Below are 16,131 nucleotides of genomic sequence, written 5' to 3'. Positions count from 1 at the left end.
CCGCCCCCCGCCGGACGCCTACCGGAAGGCGTCGAGTCCGGTGAGCGCCTTGCCCAGCACCAGTTGGTGCATCTCGACGGTGCCCTCGTAGGTGAGCACCGATTCCAGGTTCGTCGCGTGCCGCATCACGGGGTATTCGAGGGAGATCCCGTTGGCGCCGAGGATCGTGCGGGCCGTACGGCAGATGTCGATGGCCTCGCGGACGTTGTTGAGCTTGCCGAAGCTGACCTGCTCGGGACGGAGGCGGCCGGCGTCCATGCGCCGCCCCAGGTGGTGGGCGAGCAGGATCCCCTTGTGCAGTTCGACCGCCATGTCGGCGAGCTTGGCCTGGGTCAGCTGGAAGCCGCCGATCGGCCGCCCGAACTGCTCCCGCGACTTCGCGTACTCCACCGCCGCCTCGAAGGAGCTGCGGGCCGCGCCCATCGAACCCCAGACGATGCCGTAACGGGCGTGCGTGAGGCAGCTGAGCGGCCCGCGCAGACCGGTGACCTCGGGCAGCACGGCGTCGGCGGGCAGCCGTACGCCGTCCAGGACCAGCTCACTGGTGACGCTGGCCCGCAGCGACCACTTGTGCTTGATCTCGGGCGCGGAGAAACCGGGGCTGTCGGTGGGGACCACGAACCCGCGGATGCCGTCCTCCGTCTGCGCCCAGACCACGGCGACGCCGGCCACCGAACCGTTGGTGATCCACATCTTGCGTCCGTCGAGCACCCAGTCGCCGCCGTCCCGCTTGGCACGGGTGCGCATGTGCGCGGGGTCGGAGCCGTGGTCGGGCTCGGTCAGCCCGAAGCAGCCGATGACCTCGCCGGCCGCCATCCGCGGCAGCCACGTCCGCTTCTGCTCCTCGCTGCCGAAGCGGTGGATCGCGTACATGGCCAGGGAGCCCTGCACGGAGACCAGGGAGCGGATGCCGGAGTCGGCCGCCTCCAGCTCAAGACAGGCCAGCCCGTACTGCACGGCGCTCGCGCCGGCGCAGCCGTACCCCTTCAACGACATGCCCAGGGCGCCGATGCCGCCCAGCTCGCGGGCCAGCTCCCGGATGCCGGGCAGCTCGCCCTTCTCGTACCAGTCCGCGACGTACGGCAGCACCCGGTCCTCGGCCCACTCCCGCACGGTGTCGCGGATCGCCACGTCCTCCGGCTCCAGGAGGTCGTCGACGCCGAGCGGGTCGGCGGGGTCGAACGCGGGCGGCTTGGGGGACGCGGCCATGGAACACCCTCCGGGACAGGAAAACTAGCGCTGCTAGTCGCGGTTCTCCTGCCCGACGTTACGGTGCGGCGTCCCGCACGTCCACCATGCTCGCCCGGGGCTCACACGGAGACCCGGGACTCCACCGCGTCCCGGGGCGCCGGCACGGAGACCGCCTCCTCCTCGCAGCTCATCACCCGCGGCAACCGCAACGCCATCGCGGCCCCCAGCAACAGCAGCCCCGCGCTCACCACCAGCGTCACGTGCAGCCCGTGCACGAACGCGTCGGCGGCGGCCCGGCGCAGGACGGCCCCCGTGGGCCCGCCGAGCTGCGCCGCGACCTCGTAGGCCTCCCCCAGCGAATGCCCCGCCGCCGCCGAGGCCGACGCCGGCACCCCGGGCACGCCCCCGGTCACTCCCGGGGCGTACGCCACGTTCATCACGGTGCCCAGCAGCGCGATCCCGATCCCGGCGCCCAGCTGGTACGACGTCTCCCCGATCGCCGCCGCCCCACCGGCCTGGGCCTGCGGAGCCTCGCTCAGCATCGACTCGTACGCCCCGAACAGCGTCGTCTCCAGTCCGAAGCCGAGCAGCACGAAGCCCGTCAGCATCAGCGCGCAGTTGTCGGTGCGGCCCATCGCCGTCAGCAGCACCACCGCGAAGGCCGTCAGGCAGAAGCCCGCGCACACCATCCGCCGCGGCCCGAACCGCCGCAGCATCCGGGCGCCCGCCAGCCCCGCCGCCATCGCCGCGAACGTCAGGGGCACCAGGCGCAGCCCGGTCTGCAATGGGGACAGTCCGAGCACGAGCTGCAGGTACTGCGCGGCGATCAGCTCCAGACCCACCAGCGCCAGCATCGCCAGCACGATGCAGCCCACCGACGTGCTGAACGCCGGCCGGCGGAACAGGGTGAGGTCCACCAGCGGATGCGTGCGCCGTCGCTGCCGCCGGACGAACGCGGTCAGCAGGGCCGCGCCCACCACCAGCGGCACCACGGTGAGCAGGCTCGCCACCGGCTCCCCACCGCCGAGCCGCTTCACGCCCAGGACGGCCCCGAACAGGCCACCCGCCGCCATCAGCGCGCCGACCACGTCCCAGGGACCGCGGCCGTCGCCCTTCGACTCGGGCAGCAGCAACCGCCCCACCGGCAGGCTGACCAGCATCAGCGGGATGTTGACGAGGAAGACCGAGCCCCACCAGAAGTGCTCCAGCAGGAACCCGCCGAGCAGTGGCCCGACCGCCGCGCCGACCGCGGCCACCGCGCTCCAGACGCCGATGGCCAGCGCCCGCTCCCGCCGGTCGGGGAAGACCTGCCGCAGGATCGACAGCGTCGCCGGCATGATCATGGCCCCGCCGACACCGAGCAGCGCCCGGGCGAGGATCAGGACCTGGGCGTTGTCGGCGAGCGCCGCGAGCGCGGAGGCCACGCCGAAGAGCGCGTACCCCAGAAGGAGGATGCGTCTGCGGCCCACCCGGTCACCCAGCGTGCCGAAGAGGATCAGCAGCGCGGCGCAGACGAGGGGGTAGACGTCGACGATCCAGAGCAGTTCGATCGCGCCGGGCCGCAGGTCCTCGGTGACGGCGGGGACCGCCACGTGCAGCACGGTCGCGTCCACCGCGACCAGCAGCAGGCTGACGCAGAGGACGACCAGGACGACCCAGCGGTTGGCACCGGCCCCGGTCGTCCGACGGCGCAGCGCGGTGGCAGCCGTGGTCGTCCCGGACATGCACGTACCTCCAAGATGTTCCCTCGCGTCCGGCGGGCATCGCGGGGGTGGGGACTCCCCTGCGGCTCGGCCGGAGCGGAGCGGGGCCTCCGGGCCGTGCAACGGAACGCGAGTGACTGGCCAGAGTACGCGAGACCGTCCACCGCGCACGTGGCGGGCCTCACACCTGCCGCGTCACACGTGTGGCGTCCGCCACTGCGCCCGCCTCCCCGCCCGCCCCGGCGGAAGGGCCGTTCCCGCACCCGGCCGATAATCGGGTCCGTGACCGATCTTGAAACGCCTGCGGCGAGCCGTGGGGCCCTGCGTCGGGCCGCCCCGGCGCTCCTCGGCTACGCGGCGGTACGCGCCCTGGGCCTGCTCGCCCTCGCCCTGTGGAGCGCCGCACGCGACAAGAGCGCGTACACCCTGCTGACCGCCCGCTGGGACTCCCTCTGGTACACCAGGGTCGCCGAGCTGGGATACGGCTACGAGGTGCGGCTGCCGAGCGGCGACGTGCACTCCAACCTGGCCTTCTTCCCGCTGCTGCCCTGGCTGGAGCGGCTGGGCGCGGCGGTCTCGCCGCTGTCGTACGCGGACGCGGGCTTCGCCGTGAGCCTCCTCGCGTCGCTCGCCGCGGCCTGGGGGATCTTCGCCGTGGCGGAGTGGCTGTACGGCCGCCGCGCGGGGGTGTGCGCGGTGCTGCTGTGGGCCGTGCTGCCGGTCGGCGTCGTGCAGTCGATGGCGTACAGCGAGTCCCTCTTCACCGCGCTGGCCGCCTGGTCGCTGTACGCGGTGCTGACCGGACGGTGGGTGACGGCGGGCCTGCTGGCCTCGCTGGCCGGGCTGACCCGCCCGGTGGGGCTCGCGGTGGCGGCCGCGGTGTGGGTGGCCGCGATCGCCGCACACGTACGCGGCCGGGAAGGCGCCGCCCCGGAGCCCGCCCGCGGTGACGGCGTACGGCGCGTCCTGGGGATGCTGCTGGCGCCCCTGGGCGCCGCCGGTTACGTGCTGTGGGTGGGCCACCGCACCGGTGGGGGCCCGCTCGGCTATCTCGACGTCCAGGCCGGCTGGCGCAACGGCTTCGACGGGGGCGCGGCCTTCGCCCGCTTCGTCGCCGGGAAGTTCACGTCGTTCCCGTCGGCCCTGGCGGGCGTCGGCCTCGTCGTCGGGGTCGCTCTGCTCCTGCGGCTGTACGTCGCGTGCGTACGGCAGCGCCAGCCGCTCGCCCTGCTGGTGTACGCGGGGACCGTGATCGCCCTCGCCCTGTGCGCGTCGAGCTACTTCGGCTCCAAACCGCGGCTGCTGCTGCCCGCCTTCCCGCTGCTGCTGCCCCTCGCCCTGGCCCTGGCCCGGTGGCGAACCTCCAGGTCGGCGCTGGTGGTGGGGGGTGTCGCGGTGGCGTCGGCGGTGTACGCGGCGTTCTGGCTGAACGGCTCCGGCCCGCCCTGACCGGTCCGGGACACCCGATGACCGCCGGGAGAATTCCGTACCAGCATTCGGTTAACGAATTCATAAGCACGATAAAACCGCCGACCGGACCGATCAAAAGAATTGAAGTCCGCCGTACACCCGGATTGCGGATTCCTCGAAAATAAACCGCCCGCTGAGAGCAATCCCACATCACATCGTCATCACAAAGCCGTTGATTCGGCCGGGATCACTCCTCACTCGCTGTAACGTCGATTGGGTGCGTACCGAACGGAAGCTCACCCGTCTGGACCGGGTGTTCGCGAGACTGGACCGGGAGCCGGAACGACCGGCGCTCCTGGACGTGCCGGAGATGAGCCGGCACAGGTTCGCGCTGTTCGCCGGAACCCTCGCGTTCTACGTCGCGATCGTGTGGGCCGTACTGATCACCTCGTGGCTGGTCCGCCTCGACTGGCAGGTCATGTTCTTCCGGCCCTACCAGCAGTGGCCCGGCATCCACGCGTTCGTCGACTACTACGTGGTGCTGGGCCAGCGCGGCCCCACCGCGGTGATGGTCGCGGCCTGGCTGGGCTGGCGGTCCTGGCGGCAGCACACCCTGCGCCCGCTGATCGCGCTCGGCGTCTCCCTGCTCCTGCTGAACGTCACGGTCGGAGCCGCCAAGTACGGCATGGGGCGGCTGGGGCCGCACTACGCGACCACGATCGGTTCGAACGAGATGTGGCTCGGCGGCGATATATTTCCGAGCGGTCACACCGCGAACGCCGTCGTGACCTGGGGCATCCTGGCCTACATGGCCTCGACGCCCAGGGCGCGGCGCTGGCTGTCGGCCCTGTCGGCGGTCACCTCGCTCGGGGTCGGCATGTCCACCGTCTACCTCGGAACGCACTGGCTCAGCGACGTCCTCCTCGGCTGGGCCGCGGGACTGCTGATCCTGCTGGCGCTGCCGTGGTTCGAGCCGCTGATCACCCGTACCGAGGCCTGGGTCCTCGGTCTGCGCGACCGCTGGTACGCCCGCCGTCCGGGAGGCGCGGGGCGGCCGGTCGGCCCGCCCGTGGTCGTCACCCCGCCCGCCTCCGTCCAGGAGAAGGCCCCGGCCCGCGAGCCGGTGGCCGCGCCCCGCACCCGGGCCCCGGCGTATCTGGCCCCGGGCCCGCACACGACCCGCTCGGACCGCACGCCGGTGACCCCGGCGGGCAGCCGCCGGCCGCCGCACGCCGACCGGCATCCGCGCAACACGGCCCCCGCCGCACGCCCGGTCTCGGGCGGCTGACCCGTCCGGACCCGCGCCTCAGCCCTTCCAGGAGCGGGTCACGCGGCCGGCCTCCACCTCGAAGTTGAGGCGGCCCACGCGGTACTCCATGGTGATGATCGTCCCCGGTGCCAGTGACCGCACCGTCGACCAGCCCCGCTCCCGGGCGAGCCGCTCGGCCGCGTCGGACGCGAGGCCGACATACGTGTCCGGACTGTCCTGGGGTTCGGCCGGTGGTGTCGGAATCGGTGCCATGCCGCCACGCTAAGCCCTGCCCCCCGGGCGGGGAAGCCCAGGCCGGTAAGAGGATCGCGGATGCCCCTCCGGTCACACTTCTGTCACAGGATCACGGACCGCGTTTTGACGGGACCGCGCCACTCGGAAGGATGGTTCCGGGATGGTTCCGCACTCCTTCCGTGCGCCTTCCGCGCTCCTTCCGCGGTCGTGAAAGGTGAATTACCGCGCGTCGCGGCACTCCGTCGAATAAACGCACGGAAAAGACCCGCAGCGCGCCCCGGGGCTCCGCCTCGGTCACGGCGCATTCCGGGTCCGAACGCCCCTGAACCCGCATGCGGACAGGGGTCACCGGCACAGCGAACACATCCGCTTCTCACAGGTTCTCCACACCCGCTCCGGGCCGCTCGGCCCGGGACAGGGCACGGGTGAGCCGGTCGCGTGCCGCCTCGATCGCCTCCGTCAGCCCGTCCGGCTCCAGCACCTCGAACTCGAAGCCCAGCAGCATCAGGTGCACCACCATGACGTCCAGGCTGCCCGCGCCGGTGCGCAGCAGGCAGCCGGTGGGCCCCTCCGGCTCCAGGACCCCGGCGGTGGGCGAGATCCGCTCGGCGGCCTCCTCCAGCGGGACCAGCAGCCGTACGAGCGCGTGCGTGGCGTACGCGCGCGTGGAGACGCCCTCGGAGACGTAGGCCGCCAGGTCCTCGGCCGGCGGCTCGCGCGGGACGAAGCGGGGGCCGTGCGGCGGCCTGGGCCTGACGCGGTCCACCCGGAAGGTGCGCCAGTCGGCCCGGTCGAGGTCGAAGGCGACCAGGTACCAGCGGCGCTCGGAGCACACCAGCCGGTACGGCTCCACGGTGCGGCGGCTGTCGGTTCCGTCGTGGCCCCGGTAGGCGAAGCGCAGCCGCTCCCCGTCACGGCACAGGTGGGCCAGCTCGGTCAGCACCGCCGGGTCGACGGGGGACGGCCCGGGCTCGCGCAGCATCGGCACGGTGTAGGCGTTGAGGGCGCCCACCCTGCGCCGCAGCCGGCTCGGCAGCACCTGCTCCAGCTTGGCGAGGGCGCGCACGGAGGTCTCCCCGATGCCCTCGACGCCCTGTCCGGCCGCCGTGCGCAGTCCGACGGCCACGGCGACCGCCTCGTCGTCGTCCAGCAGCAGCGGGGGCAGCTCGGCTCCGGCGCCCAGCTGGTAGCCGCCCCCGGTGCCGGGGCTGGCGTTGACGGGGTAGCCCAGCTCGCGCAGCCGGTCGACGTCCCGGCGCACCGTGCGCGCGGAGACGCCGAGCCGGTCGGCCAGGTCGGGGCCGGACCACTCGCGGTGGGCCTGGAGAAGGGAGAGCAGGCGCAGCAGTCGTGCCGAGGTCTCGAGCATGGCACCGAGTCTGCCTTCCGTCGCGGACAGGATCGGTCCGCGATCCTCAGCGGATCGAGTCGGGCAGGGCGGTGACGGACACCGACAGGTCGTTGTCCCGGGTGTGGAACGGCCCCGCCTCCACGGCCCCGTGCGGCGTCCGCACGCGCGTGGGCGGACAGGCGGGGACCGGATGCTTGTCGGCGACGTCGTCCAGCAGCCTCGCGAGGCGCACGACCGGGCCGGACTCACCGGCGGGCCGCAGCCACAGGTCCCACACGCCGGGCGCCAGCGCCTCGTAGGGCAGGGTGAAGCCGAAGTCCGCCCGGTCGCCCGCGACGTCCACCCGCAGGACGTCGCCCCCTCCGGTGCCGGGTCGGGGCCGCAGCTCGGCGTGGGCGCCGGGGGCGAGCCGCGTGCCGTACACCCGCCCGCGCACGCGCAGCCCGTCCTCCGTGGGGTGCAGCTCCCCCGCCTCCGCGTGCGGGGCGCGCAGCCAGGAGCGGACGGTGAGGTTGCCCTGCCGGTCGGCGTACGGGATGCGGACGGCGACGTGGCCGAGCAGTCCGCCGGGAGTGCGGTCGGCGAGCGGGCGCAGGTCGGTGACGCCGGGCACCAGGCGCCGCGGCGCACCGTCGGACACGCGCGCGTAGGCGTCCCAGCGCCCCTCGGGCAGGGACACGCTGCTGGGCAGCGCGGCGCGCAGCCGGCCCTCCGCGGCCGGCGCGAGCGGCAGCCCGACCTCGTCGGCGGCGCCTCGCGCGCCGCGGCGGCGCAGGACGAGGAGGGCCGCCCGGGGGTCCCCCAGCGCGGCGACGTCGAAGGTGAGGCCACCCGCGGAGTCACCGACGCAGTCGGCACGGAGCGGAGCGGCCGGCGGGGCCGGGGGCGTCATGCGGTGCGGTTCCTCCCTGGACTTCTCGTCGTCCGGTGAGACCCGGAACCCGGCCATTTGGTTGTCCGTGTCCGATTGCGATGTGGTCACGGCCACAGCACTTCCGGTCACCCGGTTCATTCACTGATTTCCTGATATGTCGACTGTGGAACGCCGTCACCGACCTCACTCCCACCAGCCCAACACCCCTCCATGACATGCCACTTGGCCGTGTCGGAGCGCTCCGTGCCGTGCGGTGGCCGCCCGTGTCCCGCGGCTCGATTCCCTTGGCCATGGGCGTGACTCCGGCCACGGATCGCCCGTTGTCTCTGCATGAGCCGGGGACCGCCCGGACCACGGCCCGGGAGCCACCCGGTCCGGCCATGCACCGCATCCCGAGGGAGCCACCCGTGCCGCGCATGCTCGACGTCAGCGACGACGTACGCGCCGAGATCGGCGACGAAGAAGCCGACCGCCTGCTCGCCGGGGAATCCGCCCCCGGCAGCTACGACTGCACGTCCTGTCGCACCCCGGGCGACTGCGAGCAGGAGCGCACCAGCACCGTCCTCTTCATCGGCGAGGAGACGGCCGTGCTCGCCTTCGCGCATGCCGGCTGCCTGCCCTCGCAGGTCGTCAAGGTGACCGAGGAGCAGCTCCAGGGGGCGGTGCGCTCAATCAACGCCGACCACGCCCGCCCCGAGCCCCAGCGGGCCGCACCTGAGCGGGCCGCACCCGAGCAGGCGGCGCCCGAGCAGGCCGTGCTCGGGGTCACCAGCGGACTGATCCTGATCGCCGGGGAGCTGCACCCGGCCCTGGTGGTGGAGCCGACCGCCCCCATCGCACGGCCCGGCACGACGGGAGCCGGCGACGACTTCCTGCCGCTCCTCATCGAGCAGGGCTTCATGCCGGTCATCGAGCTGACCACCGCGCCGGGCGTGCTGCACGGCTGGTCGGTCCTGCTCGCGATGGGCCAGCTGCACGCGGTGCTCCAGCCGGGGACGAACGGCGGCCGGCCGGTGGCCTGGTGGCAGGCGCACCAGCCCCTCCAGGTCACCGAGGGCTGGCGCACCGCGGCCAACAAGCACCAGCAGGTGCTGATGTTCGCGGCGCCCGTGGGATCGATCGGACGGCAGCCGCGCGAGGACCTGCTGCGGGACGCGCTGGACAAGGCGGCGGCGAACGGGCAGCTGGTGGCGGCCGCGCTGCCGCTGGCCGGGACCTGACCCCGGCCCCCCGGGCGCCGGACGGGCACCGTCCGGGCCGCATCCCTTCCCGCGCGGTGTCGTTTGGACATACGTGTACGCATACGACGCCTTCCACCGCCAGGGCCCTTCGGCCACACCGATCTACGACGCGCTCTACGCCGAGTACGTCCGGTCCTTCCGATCGCTGCCGGGCGATCGCAGCGGCGAGGAGGAGCTGGGGTTCACGTCGTTCAGGAGCATTCCGCGCAGCAGGGGCACGTACAGCGCCTACAGCGCGGGGGCCCACAGCGCCCGTGTCGGCCAGCAGTCGGTGTGGCAGCGCGTCGGCACGCACCACGTACCGGCCGCGCTGCCGCCGGCGCCCCGCAGAGGCGCCTGACAGCAGCCTGAGTGACGAGAGAGGGCGCCCCCGGTCGGGGGCGCCCTCTCTCGTACGTGCTTCTGACCGCTACTTCTTCTTCGCGCCGCGCTTCTCGCGCACCCGCACCGAGATGTGGATCGGCGTGCCCTCGAAGCCGAACTCCTCACGCAGCCGGCGCTCGATGAAGCGCCGGTAGCCCGCCTCGATGAAGCCGGAGGCGAAGAGCACGAACCGCGGGGGCTTGGTGCCCGCCTGGGTGCCGAACAGGATGCGGGGCTGCTTGCCGCCCCGGACCGGGTGCGGGTGGGCGGCGACCAGCTCGCCGAGGAAGGCGTTCAGCCGGCCCGTCGGGACGCGGGTCTCCCAGCCGGCCAGGGCCGCCTCGATCGCGGGGACCAGCTTCTCCATGTGGCGGCCGGTCTGCGCCGAGACGTTGACCCGGGGCGCCCACGCCACCTGGCCGAGCTCCGTCTCGATCTCCCGCTCCAGGTAGTAGCGGCGCTCCTCGTCGAGGGTGTCCCACTTGTTGTAGGCGACGACGACCGCGCGCCCCGCCTCCACGGCCATGGTGACGATCCGCTGGTCCTGGACCGAGATCGACTCCGAGGCGTCGATGAGGATGACGGCGACCTCCGCCTTCTCCACGGCGGCGGCCGTGCGCAGCGAGGCGTAGTAGTCGGCGCCCTGCTGGAGGTGGACGCGCTTGCGGATGCCCGCCGTGTCGACGAACTTCCAGGTCACGCCGCCCAGCTCGATCAGCTCGTCGACGGGGTCGCGGGTGGTGCCGGCCAGCTCGTTGACGACGACGCGCTCCTCGCCGGCCACTTTGTTCAGCAGGGAGGACTTGCCGACGTTCGGACGGCCGATCAGCGCGATGCGGCGCGGGCCGCCGACGGCGGTGCCGAAGGTCTGCGCCGGGGCCTCGGGGAGGGCCTCCAGGACCTTGTCCAGCATGTCGCCGGTGCCGCGGCCGTGCAGCGCGGAGACCGGGTGGGGCTCTCCGAGGCCCAGCGACCACAGGTAGGAGGCGTCGGCCTCGCCGCTCTGGCCGTCCACCTTGTTGGCGCACAGCACCACGGGCTTGCCGGCCTTGCGCAGCAGCCGGACGACCGCCTCGTCGGTGTCGGTGGCGCCGACCTTGGCGTCCACGACGAAGACGACCGCGTCGGCGGCCTCGATCGCGTACTCGGCCTGCGCGGCCACGGAGGCGTCGATGCCGAGGACGTCCTGCTCCCAGCCGCCGGTGTCGACGACCTTGAAGCGGCGGCCGGCCCATTCGGCCTCGTAGGTGACGCGGTCGCGGGTGACGCCGGGCTTGTCCTCGACGACGGCCTCGCGGCGGCCGATGATCCGGTTCACCAGGGTCGACTTGCCGACATTGGGGCGGCCCACGACGGCGAGGACGGGGAGCGGGCCGTGCCCGGCCTCCTCGATCGCGCCCTCGACCTCGTCGACGTCGAAGCCCTCTTCCGCGGCGAGCTCCATGAACTGCGCGTACTCGGCGTCGCCGAGCGCCCCGTGGTCGTGCTCCCCGCCCGAGCCCTCGGAGTGGATGTGGTCGTTCATGAAGTCCGTACCTCGTTCATCGTGGTGATCGGTGGAAAACCCCCAGTTCCGGGTGATCCACTACTCAAGTGTCGCCTAGCGCCCGGTGAGGCGCCTGGCGTTTTCCAGGTGCGCGGTGAGCTGCTTCTGGATGCGTTCGGTCGCCTCGTCCAGTGCCTTGCGGGTGCGCCGCCCGCTGCCGTCGCCCGCGTCGAAGGGGTCGCCGAAGACGACGTCGATGCGCGAGCGCAGCGGAGGCAGCGCCTTTATCAGCCGTCCGGGGCGGTCGGAGCTGCCCAGCACCGCGACCGGGACGATCGGCGCGCCGCTGCGGACCGCGAAGTACGCGAGCCCGGCACGCAGCGCGGCGAAGTCGCCCTCGCCCCGGGTGCCCTCCGGGAAGATGCCGAGCACACCGCCGTTCTCCAGGACGCCCAGCGCCTGGGTGATGGCGGTGCGGTCGGCGGTCGAGCGGTCCACCTTCAGCTGACCGATGCCGAGCAGGAAGGGGTCCAGCGGACCGATGAACGCTTCCTTCTTGATCAGGAAGTGCGTCGGCCGGGGCGCCACGCCCATGACCATCGGGCCGTCGACGTTGTGCGAGTGGTTGACGGCGTAGATCACCGGGCCGGAGGCGGGCACCCGCCAGGCGCCGAGCACCCGCGGCCGGAAGAGCCCGTACATCAGGCCGACGCCGATGCGTCGCCCGACCTCGGCGCCCTTCTCGGACGGGACGGAGACTGCGGTCACTTCCCCGCCCGCTTCTCCTCGACGAGGGTGACGACGCACTCGATGACCTGCGCGAGGGTGAGGTCGGTGGTGTCGACCTCGACCGCGTCGCCGGCCTTCGCCAGCGGCGAGGTCTTGCGGCTGGAGTCGGCCGCGTCCCGCTTGATCAGGGCCTCGCGGGTGACGTTGACGTCGGCGCCCTTGAGTTCGCCGCTGCGGCGGGCGGCGCGGGCCTCCGCGGAGGCGGTGAGGAAGATCTTCAGGTCGGCGTCCGGCAGCACGGTCGTGCCGATGTCGCGGCCCTCGACGACGATGCCGAGCGGGGCGGCGGCGGCGATGGTGCGCTGCAGCTCGGTGATCCGGGTCCGCACCTCGGGGACGGCGCTGACCGCGCTGACCTTGGAGGTGACCTCCTGGGTGCGGATCGGGCCGGCCACGTCCGTGCCGTCGACCGTGATGGTCGGGGCGGCGGGGTCGGTGCCGGAGAGGATCTCGGGCTTGCCGGCCGCGGCGGCGATCGCGTGCGGGTCGTCGGTGTCGATGCCGTTGGTCACCATCCACCACGTGATCGCCCGGTACTGGGCGCCGGTGTCCAGGTAGCTCAGGCCGAGCTGGGCGGCGACGGCCTTCGACGTGCTCGACTTGCCCGTGCCGGAGGGGCCGTCGATGGCGACAATCACGGCCGGGACGGTCGGGGCGGCGCCGTTTTCCACGAGGGGACACCTTCCTGGTGCGGTGCGGTGAGTGGTGTGCGGGACACGAATGCGCCCCGCACCAGGTTACTGGCTCCCCGGGACCCCTCCGACAGGCGCCCGATCCCCGGGATCACTGCCGGATCGCCCAGCCCCGCTCCCTCAGGGCCGCCGTCAGCGCCGGGGCGGTCTTCGGCTCGACCATCAGCTGGACCAGACCCGCCTGCTGCCCGGTCGCGTGCTCGATGCGGACGTCCTCGATGTTGACCCCGGCCCGTCCCGCGTCCGCGAAGATGCGGGCCAGCTGGCCCGGCTGGTCGTCGATGAGGACGGCCACCGTCTCGTAGAGCCGGGGGGCGCTGCCGTGCTTGCCCGGGACCCGCACCTGCCCGGCGTTGCCGCGCCGCAGCACCTCGGCGATGCCGGTGCCGCCCTCGCGGCGCTTGTCGTCGTCCGAGGACTGCAGGGCGCGCAGGGCCCGCACCGTCTCCTCCAGGTCGGCGGCGACGTCCGTGAGCAGGTCCGCGACCGGCCCGGGGTTGGCGGAGAGGATGTCGATCCACATCCGGGGGTCGGAGGCGGCGATGCGGGTCACGTCGCGGATGCCCTGCCCGCACAGCCGTACGGCGGCCTCCTCGGCGTGCTCCAGGCGGGCGGCGACCATGCTGGACACCAGGTGCGGCATGTGGGAGACGAGGGCCACGGCGCGGTCGTGGGCGTCCGCGTCCATCACCACGGGCACCGCACGGCAGTGCGAGACCAGCTCCAGGGCGAGGTTCAGCACCTCGGTGTCGGTGTCCCGGGTCGGGGTCAGCACCCAGGGGCGGCCCTCGAAGAGGTCGGCGGTGGCGGCCAGCGGGCCGGACTTCTCCCGGCCGGACATGGGGTGCGTACCGATGTAGGCGGAGAGGTCCAGGCCACGGGCCTCCAGCTCGCGCCGGGGGCCGCCCTTGACACTGGCCACGTCGATGTAACCGCGGGCGACGCCGCGGGCCATGGCGTCGGCGAGCACGTCGGCCACCAGGGCGGGCGGGGCGGCGACGATCGCGAGGTCCACGGGTCCGCTCGGCGCCGCGTCCGTGCCGGCGCCCAGGGAGGCGGCCGTCCGGGCCTGCTCGGGGTCGTGGTCGGTGAGGTGCACCGTGACGCCCCGCTGGGAGAGGGCGAGGGCGGCGGAGGTGCCGATGAGGCCGGTGCCGATGACGAGTGCGGTTCTCACTGGGCGATGTCCTTGCGCAGGGCCGCGGCGGCGCCGAGGTAGACGTGGGTGATCTCGGCACGGGGCCGGTCCGACTCGATGTGCGCGAGGATCCGGACGACCCGGGGCATGGCGCCCTCGATGTCCAGCTCCTGGGCGCAGATCAGCGGGACGTCGGTGATGCCGAGCTTGCGGGCGGCGGCGGCCGGGAAGTCGCTGTGCAGGTCGGGGGTGGCCGTGAACCAGATGCTGATCAGGTCGTCGCCGGTCAGGTCGTTGCGCTCCATGACCGCGGTCAGCAGGGCCGCGACCTGCTCGTCCATGTGTCCGGCTTCGTCCCGCTCCAGTTGGACGGCGCCCCGGACCGCTCGTACCGCCACGGCGATGCTCCTTGCTGACGTGCGTATCGGTTTGTGGTCCGTCCAGCGTAGTCAGCCCGCCGCGTACCGGCCCGGGCGCCCGTGTCCTGAGACGCTGGGCCCGGCCCGGCACCCCTCTTCTTCTCTCTCCCCGCGATCCCCGGAGCGACGACATGCCCCACAGCCCCACCCGCCGTACGGTCCTCCTCTGCTCGTGCGCGGTCCTCGCCGTCGGCTGCGGCGGCGAGGACGAAGACGGCTCCTCGACCGTGTCGCCGGGGCAGGAACTGGCGGCGACGAGTGACATCCCGGTCGGCGGCGGCAAGGTCCTCACCGCCGCGAAGATCGTGGTGACCCAGCCGCGGCAGGGCGAGTTCCGGGCCTTCTCGGCGGTCTGCACGCACCAGAACTGCCTGGTGTCGGAGGTCCGGGACGGCACCATCGACTGCCCCTGCCACGGCAGCAGGTTCAGCGTCACCGACGGGGCGGTGGAGCAGGGCCCGGCGACCGAACCGCTGCCCGCGAAGGAGATCACGGTGGAGGGGCATTCGGTGCGCCTGGCGTGAGGCCGCCGCGTACGCTCCCCCGCATGCGCCCCGAGACCCTGGTACGCGACCACACGATCTACGCCTGTGTCATGGGCTCGCGCGCCTTCGGCCTGGCGACGGAGGAGAGCGACACCGACCGCCGGGGCGTGTACCTCACGCCCACTCCCCTGTTCTGGCGCTTCGACAAGCCGCCGGCGCACGTGGAGGGACCGGCCGAGGAGCAGTTCAGCTGGGAGCTGGAGCGCTTCTGCGAGCTGGCGCTGCGCGCGAACCCCAACATCCTGGAGTGCCTGCACTCCCCGCTCGTGGAGCACGTCGACGACACCGGCCGCGAACTGCTCGCCCTGCGCGACGCGTTCCTCTCCCGCCGGGTCCACGAGACGTTCACCCGCTACGCCCACGGCCAGCGCCGCAAGCTGGACGCCGACGTGCGCACCCACGGCGCCCCGCGCTGGAAGCACGCGATGCACCTGCTGCGGCTGCTGACGTCCGCCCGCGACCTGCTGCGCACCGGCACCCTGACGATCGACGTCGGCGACCACCGGGAGGCGCTGCTGGCGGTGAAGCGCGGCGAGGTGTCCTGGCCGGAGGTCGGGTCCCGGATGGCCCGGTTGACGCGGGAGGGCGAGGAGGCGGCCCGGTGCAGCCCGCTGCCCGAGGAGCCGGACCGGCGCCGCGTCGAGGACTTCCTCGTCCGCGTCCGCCGCGCCTCAGCCCTCCAGCCGGATCCGTACGACGACGTCGTGCAGGGCGTCGTACGCGGTGGGGGCGTCGGGCAGGTCTGACGCCGCCTCGGTCTCGTCCAGGACGCCGTGCAGCCTCTCCACGTCGGCCCGCACGCGCGCGTGGGCGACACCGGCTTCCCCGTGCTCGCGTTCGGCCTTGGCGGCGATCAGTTCGGGCAGGTAGCCCGGCGCCGCGTCGACCTCCCCGAGGAGCGTGGGAAGGTGCGGCTGCACCTCGCCGGCGCGCATCAGGTGGATGCCCGTGAGCAGCACCCGGAAGGTGTAGAGCAGCGGCTTCAGCTCACCGGTCTTCTCGAACAGCCGCCACTGGGTGCCGGCGAACCCCCGGTAGTGGTGGGCGTGGTGGCTGGTGAGGACGCCCGGCGCGAGCGCGGCCAGCTCCCGGTGGGCGTCGGTGGTGTGCACGACCAGCGGGGAGAGCAGCTGCTCCAGCACGTAGCCGTTGCGCCGCAGCATCAGCCGCGCGAACTTGCGCAGGTCGTGTGTGACCAGGTCCATCTCGACGCCGTCCCGGTACCACATCCGCGACCGTGTCTCCTCGGGCTCGCGCAGGCCGACCAGGTCGGCGGCGGGCAGCAGGTGGACGCCACGCAGGTCGACGTCCGAGTCGCGGGAGGGGAAGCCGTAGAGGTGGGCGCCGGAGACGGTGGCGAACAGCAGCGGGAAGGGCTGTTCGGCCACCACGGGAGCCAGGTCGATGTCGAGGGCGTCGATCATG

At 73.1% G+C, this 16,131-nt stretch carries 17 protein-coding genes; 6 read left to right on the top strand and 11 right to left on the bottom strand.

The features are described 5' to 3' along the window. Nucleotides 1–18: 18 nt before the first annotated feature. Nucleotides 19–1,209 (bottom strand): acyl-CoA dehydrogenase family protein, encoded by a 1,191-nt coding sequence (locus tag AC07FV_RS21660; RefSeq protein ID WP_479088984.1) that lies wholly within the window; start codon nucleotides 1,207–1,209, stop codon nucleotides 19–21. A 101-nt stretch (nucleotides 1,210–1,310) separates the two neighbouring features. Continuing rightward, nucleotides 1,311–2,915 carry an MFS transporter gene (locus AC07FV_RS21655; protein ID WP_479088983.1) on the bottom strand — a complete coding sequence of 535 codons (1,605 nt, stop codon included), beginning with the start codon at nucleotides 2,913–2,915 and terminating at the stop codon, nucleotides 1,311–1,313. A gap of 261 nt (nucleotides 2,916–3,176) precedes the next feature. On the opposite strand from AC07FV_RS21655, the gene AC07FV_RS21650 reads away from it, so the two are divergent. Both AC07FV_RS21650 and AC07FV_RS21645 read left to right on the top strand, forming a co-directional pair. Continuing rightward, nucleotides 3,177–4,343, top strand: a complete 1,167-nt coding sequence (locus AC07FV_RS21650) for a glycosyltransferase family 39 protein (RefSeq protein WP_479088982.1) — start codon at nucleotides 3,177–3,179, stop codon at nucleotides 4,341–4,343. Nucleotides 4,344–4,581: 238 nt separating this feature from the next. After that, the gene (locus AC07FV_RS21645; RefSeq protein WP_479088981.1) at nucleotides 4,582–5,592 is read left to right on the top strand and encodes a phosphatase PAP2 family protein; all 1,011 of its coding nucleotides are present in this window, start codon (nucleotides 4,582–4,584) and stop codon (nucleotides 5,590–5,592) included. Nucleotides 5,593–5,610: 18 nt separating this feature from the next. Here AC07FV_RS21645 and AC07FV_RS21640 read toward each other — a convergent pair whose 3' ends face one another. From AC07FV_RS21640 to AC07FV_RS21630, 3 genes are all read right to left on the bottom strand, one after another. After that, nucleotides 5,611–5,826 (bottom strand): I78 family peptidase inhibitor, encoded by a 216-nt coding sequence (locus AC07FV_RS21640; RefSeq protein ID WP_479088980.1) that lies wholly within the window; start codon nucleotides 5,824–5,826, stop codon nucleotides 5,611–5,613. Nucleotides 5,827–6,181: 355 nt separating this feature from the next. Then, the gene (locus tag AC07FV_RS21635; RefSeq protein ID WP_479088979.1) at nucleotides 6,182–7,177 is read right to left on the bottom strand and encodes a helix-turn-helix transcriptional regulator; all 996 of its coding nucleotides are present in this window, start codon (nucleotides 7,175–7,177) and stop codon (nucleotides 6,182–6,184) included. A gap of 46 nt (nucleotides 7,178–7,223) precedes the next feature. Beyond that, entirely contained in the window at nucleotides 7,224–8,051 is an 828-nt protein-coding gene (locus AC07FV_RS21630) for a hypothetical protein (protein ID WP_479089248.1), read from the bottom strand. A 389-nt stretch (nucleotides 8,052–8,440) separates the two neighbouring features. Here AC07FV_RS21630 and AC07FV_RS21625 point away from each other — a divergent pair, with 389 nt between their 5' ends. Together AC07FV_RS21625 and AC07FV_RS21620 are read left to right on the top strand one after the other, a co-directional pair. Beyond that, nucleotides 8,441–9,253 (top strand): hypothetical protein, encoded by an 813-nt coding sequence (locus AC07FV_RS21625; protein ID WP_479088978.1) that lies wholly within the window; start codon nucleotides 8,441–8,443, stop codon nucleotides 9,251–9,253. Nucleotides 9,254–9,326: 73 nt separating this feature from the next. After that, a complete protein-coding gene (locus AC07FV_RS21620) occupies nucleotides 9,327–9,614 on the top strand; it encodes a hypothetical protein (RefSeq protein WP_479088977.1) in 288 nt (95 codons plus the stop codon). Between the two features lie 69 nt (nucleotides 9,615–9,683). On the opposite strand, the gene der is transcribed toward AC07FV_RS21620, so the two are convergent. The 5 genes from der to aroH form a co-directional block, all read right to left on the bottom strand. Beyond that, on the bottom strand, nucleotides 9,684–11,162 hold the full coding sequence (gene der, locus AC07FV_RS21615; protein ID WP_479088976.1) for a ribosome biogenesis GTPase Der: 1,479 nt from the start codon (nucleotides 11,160–11,162) through the stop codon (nucleotides 9,684–9,686). A 75-nt stretch (nucleotides 11,163–11,237) separates the two neighbouring features. Beyond that, entirely contained in the window at nucleotides 11,238–11,825 is a 588-nt protein-coding gene (locus AC07FV_RS21610; RefSeq protein ID WP_383648649.1) for a lysophospholipid acyltransferase family protein, read from the bottom strand. A gap of 62 nt (nucleotides 11,826–11,887) precedes the next feature. After that, entirely contained in the window at nucleotides 11,888–12,583 is a 696-nt protein-coding gene (gene cmk / locus AC07FV_RS21605; protein WP_479088975.1) for a (d)CMP kinase, read from the bottom strand. A 112-nt stretch (nucleotides 12,584–12,695) separates the two neighbouring features. Continuing rightward, entirely contained in the window at nucleotides 12,696–13,781 is a 1,086-nt protein-coding gene (locus AC07FV_RS21600; protein ID WP_479088974.1) for a prephenate dehydrogenase, read from the bottom strand. Continuing rightward, on the bottom strand, nucleotides 13,778–14,140 hold the full coding sequence (gene aroH / locus AC07FV_RS21595) for a chorismate mutase (protein WP_479088973.1): 363 nt from the start codon (nucleotides 14,138–14,140) through the stop codon (nucleotides 13,778–13,780). Before aroH ends, AC07FV_RS21600 begins: the two co-directional genes overlap by 4 nt. A gap of 152 nt (nucleotides 14,141–14,292) precedes the next feature. Between aroH and AC07FV_RS21590 the strand changes: the two genes are divergently transcribed. Together AC07FV_RS21590 and AC07FV_RS21585 are read left to right on the top strand one after the other, a co-directional pair. Further along, the gene (locus AC07FV_RS21590) at nucleotides 14,293–14,685 is read left to right on the top strand and encodes a Rieske (2Fe-2S) protein (protein WP_479088972.1); all 393 of its coding nucleotides are present in this window, start codon (nucleotides 14,293–14,295) and stop codon (nucleotides 14,683–14,685) included. 23 nt (nucleotides 14,686–14,708) lie between these two features. Then, complete coding sequence (locus AC07FV_RS21585; RefSeq protein WP_479088971.1) at nucleotides 14,709–15,452, top strand: nucleotidyltransferase domain-containing protein; 744 nt, start codon at nucleotides 14,709–14,711, stop codon at nucleotides 15,450–15,452. Here the strand turns inward: AC07FV_RS21585 and AC07FV_RS21580 are convergent. After that, nucleotides 15,378–16,130: a nucleotidyltransferase domain-containing protein gene (locus AC07FV_RS21580; protein ID WP_479088970.1), complete on the bottom strand. Its 753-nt coding sequence runs from the start codon at nucleotides 16,128–16,130 to the stop codon at nucleotides 15,378–15,380. The two genes, AC07FV_RS21585 and AC07FV_RS21580, sit on opposite strands and share 75 nt — an antisense overlap. Between the last annotated feature and the right edge of the window lies 1 nt (nucleotide 16,131).

It is taken from the genome of Streptomyces sp. NPDC045956, assembly GCF_056430705.1.
This window is presented reverse-complemented; position numbering and strand designations above follow the sequence as displayed.